The sequence below is a fragment of the Pseudomonas sp. SK3(2021) genome, from assembly GCF_016772375.1.
Lineage (GTDB): Bacteria > Pseudomonadota > Gammaproteobacteria > Pseudomonadales > Pseudomonadaceae > Aquipseudomonas > Aquipseudomonas chlororaphis_I.
The window spans coordinates 353,012-360,000 of the sequence record NZ_CP061943.1; the positions used below are offsets into that span (position 1 = coordinate 353,012).

Below are 6,989 nucleotides of genomic sequence, written 5' to 3' on the forward strand. Positions count from 1 at the left end.
TCGAATGAAAGGCCGCGATTTAGAGCCTTTTGTCGGGTTTGTGCGGGAAATAAAAAACCCCAGCCTACTAAAGGCTGAGGTCTTGGGTGTTGCGCTGGAGCAGGTTTTACTCGACGGCTTTGACCATGTCTTCGATGACTTTCTTGGCGTCGCCGAACACCATCATGGTCTTGTCCAGGTAGAACAGTTCGTTGTCCAGGCCGGCATAGCCGCTGGCCATCGAACGCTTGTTGACGATGACGGTCTTGGCCTTGAACGCTTCGAGAATCGGCATGCCGGCGATCGGCGACTTCGGATCGTTCTTCGCCGCCGGGTTGACCACGTCGTTGGCGCCGAGCACCAGCACCACGTCGGCCTGGCCGAATTCGGAGTTGATGTCTTCCATCTCGAACACCTGGTCGTACGGCACCTCGGCCTCGGCCAGCAGTACGTTCATGTGGCCGGGCATGCGCCCCGCTACCGGGTGGATCGCGTACTTCACGGTGACGCCGTGGTGGGTCAGCTTCTCAGTCAGTTCTTTCAGCGCGTGCTGGGCCCGCGCGACCGCCAGGCCGTAACCCGGAACGATGATCACAGTGTCGGCGTTGGTCAGCAGGAAGGTAGCGTCGTCGGCCGAACCGGATTTCACCGGACGGGCCTCTTGCGCGCCCGCCGGGCCGCCAGCGTCTGCAGTGTTGCCGAAGCCGCCAAGCAGTACGTTGAAGAACGAACGGTTCATCGCCTTGCACATGATGTACGACAGGATCGCACCGGACGAGCCCACCAGGGAGCCGGCGATGATCAGCATCGAGTTGTTCAGCGAGAAGCCGATCCCCGCCGCCGCCCAGCCCGAGTAGCTGTTGAGCATCGACACCACCACCGGCATGTCGGCGCCGCCGATGGGGATGATGATCAGCACGCCCAGTACGAAGGCCAGGACCAGCATCAGGGCGAAGGCGCCGAGGTTGCCGGTGAGCATGAAGGTCACGCCCAGGCCCAGGGTCGCCAGGCCGAGAATCAGGTTCAGCTTGTGTTGGCCGCCGAACTGTACCGGTGCGCCCTGGAACAGGCGGAACTTGTACTTGCCCGACAGCTTGCCGAAGGCGATCACCGAACCGGAGAAGGTGATGGCACCGATGGCCGCGCCAAGGAACAGTTCCAGGCGGTTACCGGCCGGAATCGAATCCCCCAGCTGCTTGACGATGCCCAGGGACTGCGGCTCGACCACGGCGGCGATGGCGATGAACACCGCTGCCAGACCGATCATGCTGTGCATGAAGGCCACCAGCTCCGGCATCTTGGTCATTTCCACGCGCTTGGCCATGATCGAGCCGGCGGTGCCGCCTATCAGCAGGCCGACGATCACGTAGCCGATGCCAACGGTCGCCAGCTCCGAGCCCAGCTTGAACACCAGGCCGACGGTGGTGGCGATCGCCAGAGCCATGCCGAGCATGCCGAACAGGTTGCCGCGACGCGAGGAGGTCGGGTGCGACAGGCCTTTGAGGGCCTGGATAAAGCAGATCGACGCGATCAGGTAGAGCGTCGTTACCAGATTCATGCTCATTACTGGGGCGCCTCTTCTTTTACGGCTTTCGGGGCTTTTTTCTTGAACATCTCAAGCATGCGGCGGGTTACCAGGAAGCCGCCGAACACGTTGACCGCGGCCAGGGCCACGGCCAGCGTGCCCATGGTCTTGCCCAGCGGCGTCACGGTCAGGGCGGCGGCCAGCATGGCGCCGACGATGACGATCGCCGAAATGGCGTTGGTTACCGCCATCAGCGGCGTGTGCAGTGCGGGTGTAACGTTCCAGACCACGTGGTAACCGACATAAATCGCCAGCACGAAGATGATCAGGTTGTAGATACCGGGGGAGATAAGCTCTTCCATCGTCTGAATCCCTGCTTAGGCGTTTTTACGGATGACTTGGCCGTCGCGGCACATCAGGCACGCGGCGACGATGTCGTCTTCTAGGTTGACCTCGAACTGACCTTCTTTGGTGAAGACGAGCTTCAGGAAGTCCAGCAGGTTGCGGGCGTACAGCGCCGAGGCATCGGCAGCGACAGCGCCGGCCAGGTTGGTCGGGCCGACAATGGTCACGCCATTCTCGACCACCACCTGATCCGCCACGGTCAGCGGGCAGTTGCCGCCCTGGGCCGCGGCGAGGTCGACGACCACCGAACCCGGCTTCATCTGGGCCACGGTTTCGGCGCTCAACAGTACTGGCGCCTTGCGGCCTGGAATCAGGGCGGTGGTGATCACGATGTCTGCTTGCTTGGCGCGTTCGTGCACGGCCTGGGCCTGGCGCTGCATCCAGCTGGCGGGCATCGGGCGTGCGTAGCCACCGACACCAACGGCGCATTCACGTTCTTCATCGGTCTCGTAAGGCACGTCGACGAACTTGGCCCCCAGGGATTCGATCTGTTCCTTGACCGCCGGACGCACGTCCGAGGCCTCGATCACGGCGCCCAGGCGCTTGGCGGTGGCGATGGCCTGCAGGCCGGCAACACCGGCGCCGAGAATCAGCACGCGAGCGGCTTTCACGGTGCCCGCGGCGGTCATCAGCATCGGCATGAAGCGCGGGTAATAGTGGGCAGCCAGCAGCACCGCCTTGTAACCGGCGATATTGGCTTGCGAGGACAGCACGTCCAGGCTCTGGGCCCGCGAGGTACGCGGGGCTGCTTCCAGGGCGAAGGCGGTGATGCCGCACTCGGCCATCTTGGCAATAGTTTCATTGCTGAACGGATTGAGCATGCCCACCAGGACGGTGCCGCTTTTGATCAGGGCCAGCTCGCTGTCACTGGGAGCCACGACCTTGAGAATCAGCTCCGCGCCGAATGCATCGTTGGCGCTGCCAATGGTTGCACCTGCCGCTTCATAGGCACTGTCGACAACACTGGCGTTGATGCCGGCGCCGCTCTGCACAGTGACTTTATGACCCTGGCCGATCAGTTTCTTGATGGTTTCCGGGGTTGCAGCAACCCGTGTTTCACCCGTTTGGGTCTCGAGAGGAACACCAATGTGCACGTCAAATCTCCTGCGTGATCTTATTGCTTTCGATCTTTTCTAGAAGGCCAGCGCACTACGGATGGTGCAGCTGGGGCGGCCGATCAGCACGATCCCGCCAGAATCAAGGCGGGGCGCGGCATTTTGCAGGCGAACATTACGCCCTTCAAGGGATTATGAGGGGTGACGGAAAATTAACTACAAGTCACCCTGTGACCGAATGTCGCAATGATCGGGCTCAATCCCTTGTAAGCCGTGACCTGTAAGGATTTCGACGGAAAATAAAACAATTTTCATATTGCTCGTATGAATGAGCGTTCATGGGCCCCAAAAAGCCCTACAAGCCACGTGGTTAGGCGCTTATAGGACGATTGTTCCGACTATCGATACAGTCTGTCTGAATGCGACATTTAGTTATATCTGTAGTGCTTTGTTTTTTCTGACTACCAGGTCAGCTTGTTGCCCTGCCCTGCTATTTCTCCAGGCTGTAGCTTTGTGCCTGCTCCACCAGCCAATCGCGAAAAGCCCGTAAAGACGCTGATTCCACCTTGCGCTCGGGAATCATCAGGTAGTACGCCTTGAGGCTCGCCAGGGCTTCGGGGTTGGCGATCACCAGGCGCTTTTCCCTCAGTTCCCTCTGAATAAGGAATGGCGGGATCAGGGCGATGCCCATGTCGTGCATGGCGGCCTGCGCCAGCATGGAGAATAGTTCGTAACGCGGGCCTGTCATGTCTCGCGGGATATTCAGGTGCTGTGAGTTGAACCATTGCCGCCAGGCATAGGGGCGCGTGGTCTGCTGCAGCAGCGGCAGCTCGGCGATTTCTTCGGCGCTTAGCCGGGTGCGGTTGCCCAGGGTTGCTGGGCTGCACACCGGCATCGGGTTTTCTCCCATCAGGCGATGGGATTGGGTGCCCGACCAGTCGGCATCGCCAAAGTAAATCGCGGCGTCGAAGTCGGTATCGGCGAACAGGAAAGGCCGGGTGCGGTTGGTCAGGTTGACCGTGACTTCCGGGTGTCGCTGCTGAAAATCCTTGAGTCGGGGCAACAGCCATTGGGTGCCAAAGGTCGGGACCACCGCCAGCTCGATGACGTTGGCGCCCTGCTGGCCCATGACGGAAAGCGTGTCGCGTTCCACCGCGTCCAGTTGGGTGGCCACGCGGCGGCTGTAGGAGAGCCCGGCTTCGGTCAGCTTGACGCCGCGTCGGGACCGGCGGAACAGCTCGACCCCGAGAAACTCTTCCAGGCTGGCGATCTGTCGGCAAATTGCGCCCTGGGTTAACGAAAGCTCCTGCGCCGCCTTGGTAAAGCTCTCGTGGCGTGCGGCGGCTTCGAAACTGATGAGGGCGGCAGTGCTGGGGATCTTTCTGCGCATGTACGGCAATCTCACTAATGGAATCGCTAAAAGCCGTTTACGGCGGTTACGAAGTGAGAAATTAGCACAACAGTATGCGAAATCCTCGTTTGCCGCGCCCGGAAAGCCGGCCTAGGATCAACCCACGAACGTTGACCTACTTCACGAGGACTCACTCATGGGCGGTAAAGCAAGCTTCAACTGGATCGATCCCCTTCTGCTGGATCAACAGCTCACTGAAGAAGAGCGCATGGTGCGCGACAGTGCCGAGCAATTCGCTCAAGGCAAGCTGGCGCCGCGTGTGCTCGAAGCTTTCCGTCATGAAAAGACCGACCCGGCAATCTTCCGTGAAATGGGTGAAGTCGGCCTGCTGGGGGCCACCATCCCCGAGCAGTACGGCGGCAGCGGTCTGAACTATGTCTGCTATGGCCTGATTGCCCGCGAAGTGGAGCGTGTGGACTCCGGCTACCGCTCGATGATGAGTGTGCAGTCCTCCCTGGTGATGGTGCCGATCAACGAGTTTGGTACCGAAGCCCAGAAACAGAAGTACTTGCCGAAGCTGGCTTCCGGCGAGTGGATTGGCTGCTTCGGCCTGACCGAACCCAACCATGGTTCGGACCCGGGCGCGATGGTTACCCGTGCTCGCAAGGTGGACGGCGGTTACAGCCTGACCGGCAGCAAGATGTGGATCACCAACAGCCCGATTGCTGACGTGTTCGTGGTGTGGGCCAAAGACGATGCCGGCGATATCCGCGGCTTCGTGCTGGAAAAAGGCTGGAAAGGTCTGAGTGCTCCGGCGATTCACGGCAAGGTCGGCCTGCGCGCTTCCATCACCGGCGAAATCGTCATGGACAACGTCTTTGTTCCGGAAGAGAACATCTTCCCGGATGTGCGTGGCCTGAAAGGTCCGTTCACCTGCTTGAACTCTGCCCGCTACGGTATTTCCTGGGGGGCTCTGGGTGCGGCCGAATTCTGCTGGCACACCGCTCGCCAATACACCCTGGATCGTCAGCAGTTCGGTCGGCCGCTGGCGGCTACCCAGCTGATCCAGAAAAAACTGGCGGATATGCAGACCGAGATCACCCTCGCCCTTCAAGGCTGCCTGCGTCTGGGGCGGATGAAGGATGAAGGCATTGCGGCGGTAGAAATCACCTCGATCATGAAGCGCAACTCCTGTGGCAAGTCCCTGGATATCGCTCGCATGGCTCGCGACATGCTGGGCGGCAACGGCATCTCCGACGAGTTCGGCATCGCCCGTCACCTGGTCAACCTGGAAGTGGTGAACACCTACGAAGGGACCCATGACGTCCATGCCCTGATCCTGGGGCGCGCGCAAACCGGCATCCAGGCGTTCTACTAATAGGAGAACGACCATGGGCGCGTTATCTCATTTGCGGGTGCTGGACTTGTCGCGAGTGCTGGCCGGGCCTTGGGCCGGTCAGATCCTGGCGGACCTGGGGGCCGAGGTGATCAAGGTCGAGCGTCCGGGCAATGGTGACGATACGCGCGCCTGGGGGCCGCCTTTCCTCAAGGACGCTTATGGCGAGAACACCACGGAGGCTGCCTATTACCTGTCGGCCAACCGCAATAAGCAATCGGTAACCATCGACTTCACTCGGTCGGAAGGCCAGCGCCTGGTGCGCGAGCTGGCGGCCAAGTCCGATATTCTGATCGAGAACTTCAAGGTCGGCGGCTTGGCGGCCTATGGGTTGGACTATCAGTCGCTGAAGGCGCTCAACCCTGACCTGATCTATTGCTCCATTACTGGCTTCGGCCAGACCGGGCCTTATGCCAAACGTGCCGGCTACGACTTCATGATCCAGGGGCTGGGCGGGCTGATGAGTCTGACCGGGCGTCCCGAGGGTGATGAAGGTGCCGGGCCGGTGAAGGTCGGCGTGGCGTTGACGGATATCCTGACGGGGCTGTACTCGACTGTCGCTATTCTCGCCGCATTGGCGCATCGGCAACATGGCGGTGGTGGGCAGCACATCGATATGTCACTGCTGGATGTGCAGGTTGCATGTCTGGCCAACCAGGCGATGAACTACCTGACCACTGGAGTCGCTCCCAAGCGTCTGGGTAATGCTCACCCGAATATCGTGCCTTATCAGGACTTTCCTACGGCGGATGGTGATTTCATTCTTACCGTGGGGAATGACGGGCAGTTCCGCAAGTTTGCCGAGGTGGCGGGCCAGCCGCAGTGGGCGGACGATCCGCGTTTTTCGACTAATAAGCTGCGGGTTGCCAATCGGGCGGTGCTGATTCCGCTGATCCGTCAGGCCACCGTGTTCAAGACCACCGCTGAGTGGGTTACCCAGTTGGAGCAGGCTGGAGTGCCTTGCGGCCCTATCAACGACCTGGCGCAGATGTTCGAAGATCCGCAGGTCAAGGCGCGCGGGTTGGCGATCGAGCTGCCTCATGCGTTGGCGGGGTTGGTGCCTCAGGTGGCGAGCCCGATCCGGCTCTCCGAAACGCCGGTCGAGTACCGTCATGCTCCTCCTTTGTTAGGAGAGCATACCGCCGAGGTTCTGCAGCGGGTGCTGGGGCTTGAACTTGAGTCTGTGGATGCCTTGCGAGCCTCGGGTGTGTTGTGAATGCGCTCTTCTATATATGAGGCCTGAAAACATACCTTTTGGGATGTTTTCAGGTTTATTCA

The 6,989-nt window shown here is 60.5% G+C and carries 6 protein-coding genes; 2 read left to right on the plus strand and 4 right to left on the minus strand.

The features are described from left to right. Nucleotides 1-106: 106 nt before the first annotated feature. The 4 genes from IF690_RS01670 to IF690_RS01685 form a co-directional block, all read right to left on the minus strand. Entirely contained in the window at nucleotides 107-1,543 is a 1,437-nt protein-coding gene (locus IF690_RS01670) for an NAD(P)(+) transhydrogenase (Re/Si-specific) subunit beta (RefSeq protein WP_202698587.1), read from the minus strand. After that, on the minus strand, nucleotides 1,543-1,866 hold the full coding sequence (locus IF690_RS01675) for an NAD(P) transhydrogenase subunit alpha part 2 (RefSeq protein WP_007902743.1): 324 nt from the start codon (nucleotides 1,864-1,866) through the stop codon (nucleotides 1,543-1,545). Before IF690_RS01675 ends, IF690_RS01670 begins: the two co-directional genes overlap by 1 nt. A 15-nt stretch (nucleotides 1,867-1,881) precedes the next feature. Beyond that, nucleotides 1,882-3,003, minus strand: a complete 1,122-nt coding sequence (locus tag IF690_RS01680; RefSeq protein WP_016703895.1) for a Re/Si-specific NAD(P)(+) transhydrogenase subunit alpha — start codon at nucleotides 3,001-3,003, stop codon at nucleotides 1,882-1,884. A gap of 451 nt (nucleotides 3,004-3,454) precedes the next feature. Continuing rightward, nucleotides 3,455-4,354 (minus strand): LysR family transcriptional regulator, encoded by a 900-nt coding sequence (locus IF690_RS01685; protein ID WP_202698588.1) that lies wholly within the window; start codon nucleotides 4,352-4,354, stop codon nucleotides 3,455-3,457. 157 nt (nucleotides 4,355-4,511) lie between these two features. Between IF690_RS01685 and IF690_RS01690 the strand changes: the two genes are divergently transcribed. Together IF690_RS01690 and IF690_RS01695 are read left to right on the plus strand one after the other, a co-directional pair. Next, complete coding sequence (locus IF690_RS01690) at nucleotides 4,512-5,693, plus strand: acyl-CoA dehydrogenase (RefSeq protein ID WP_202698589.1); 1,182 nt, start codon at nucleotides 4,512-4,514, stop codon at nucleotides 5,691-5,693. 13 nt (nucleotides 5,694-5,706) lie between these two features. Further along, nucleotides 5,707-6,927, plus strand: a complete 1,221-nt coding sequence (locus IF690_RS01695) for a CaiB/BaiF CoA transferase family protein (protein ID WP_202698590.1) — start codon at nucleotides 5,707-5,709, stop codon at nucleotides 6,925-6,927. Nucleotides 6,928-6,989: the final 62 nt, after the last annotated feature.

Coding starts and splice junctions, on each gene's coding strand:
- IF690_RS01670 (WP_202698587.1), bottom strand. CDS start 1,543: ATGAGCATGAATCTGGTAACGACGCTCTACCTGATCGCGTCGATCTGC.
- IF690_RS01675 (WP_007902743.1), bottom strand. CDS start 1,866: ATGGAAGAGCTTATCTCCCCCGGTATCTACAACCTGATCATCTTCGTG.
- IF690_RS01685 (WP_202698588.1), bottom strand. CDS start 4,354: ATGCGCAGAAAGATCCCCAGCACTGCCGCCCTCATCAGTTTCGAAGCC.
- IF690_RS01690 (WP_202698589.1), top strand. CDS start 4,512: ATGGGCGGTAAAGCAAGCTTCAACTGGATCGATCCCCTTCTGCTGGAT.
- IF690_RS01695 (WP_202698590.1), top strand. CDS start 5,707: ATGGGCGCGTTATCTCATTTGCGGGTGCTGGACTTGTCGCGAGTGCTG.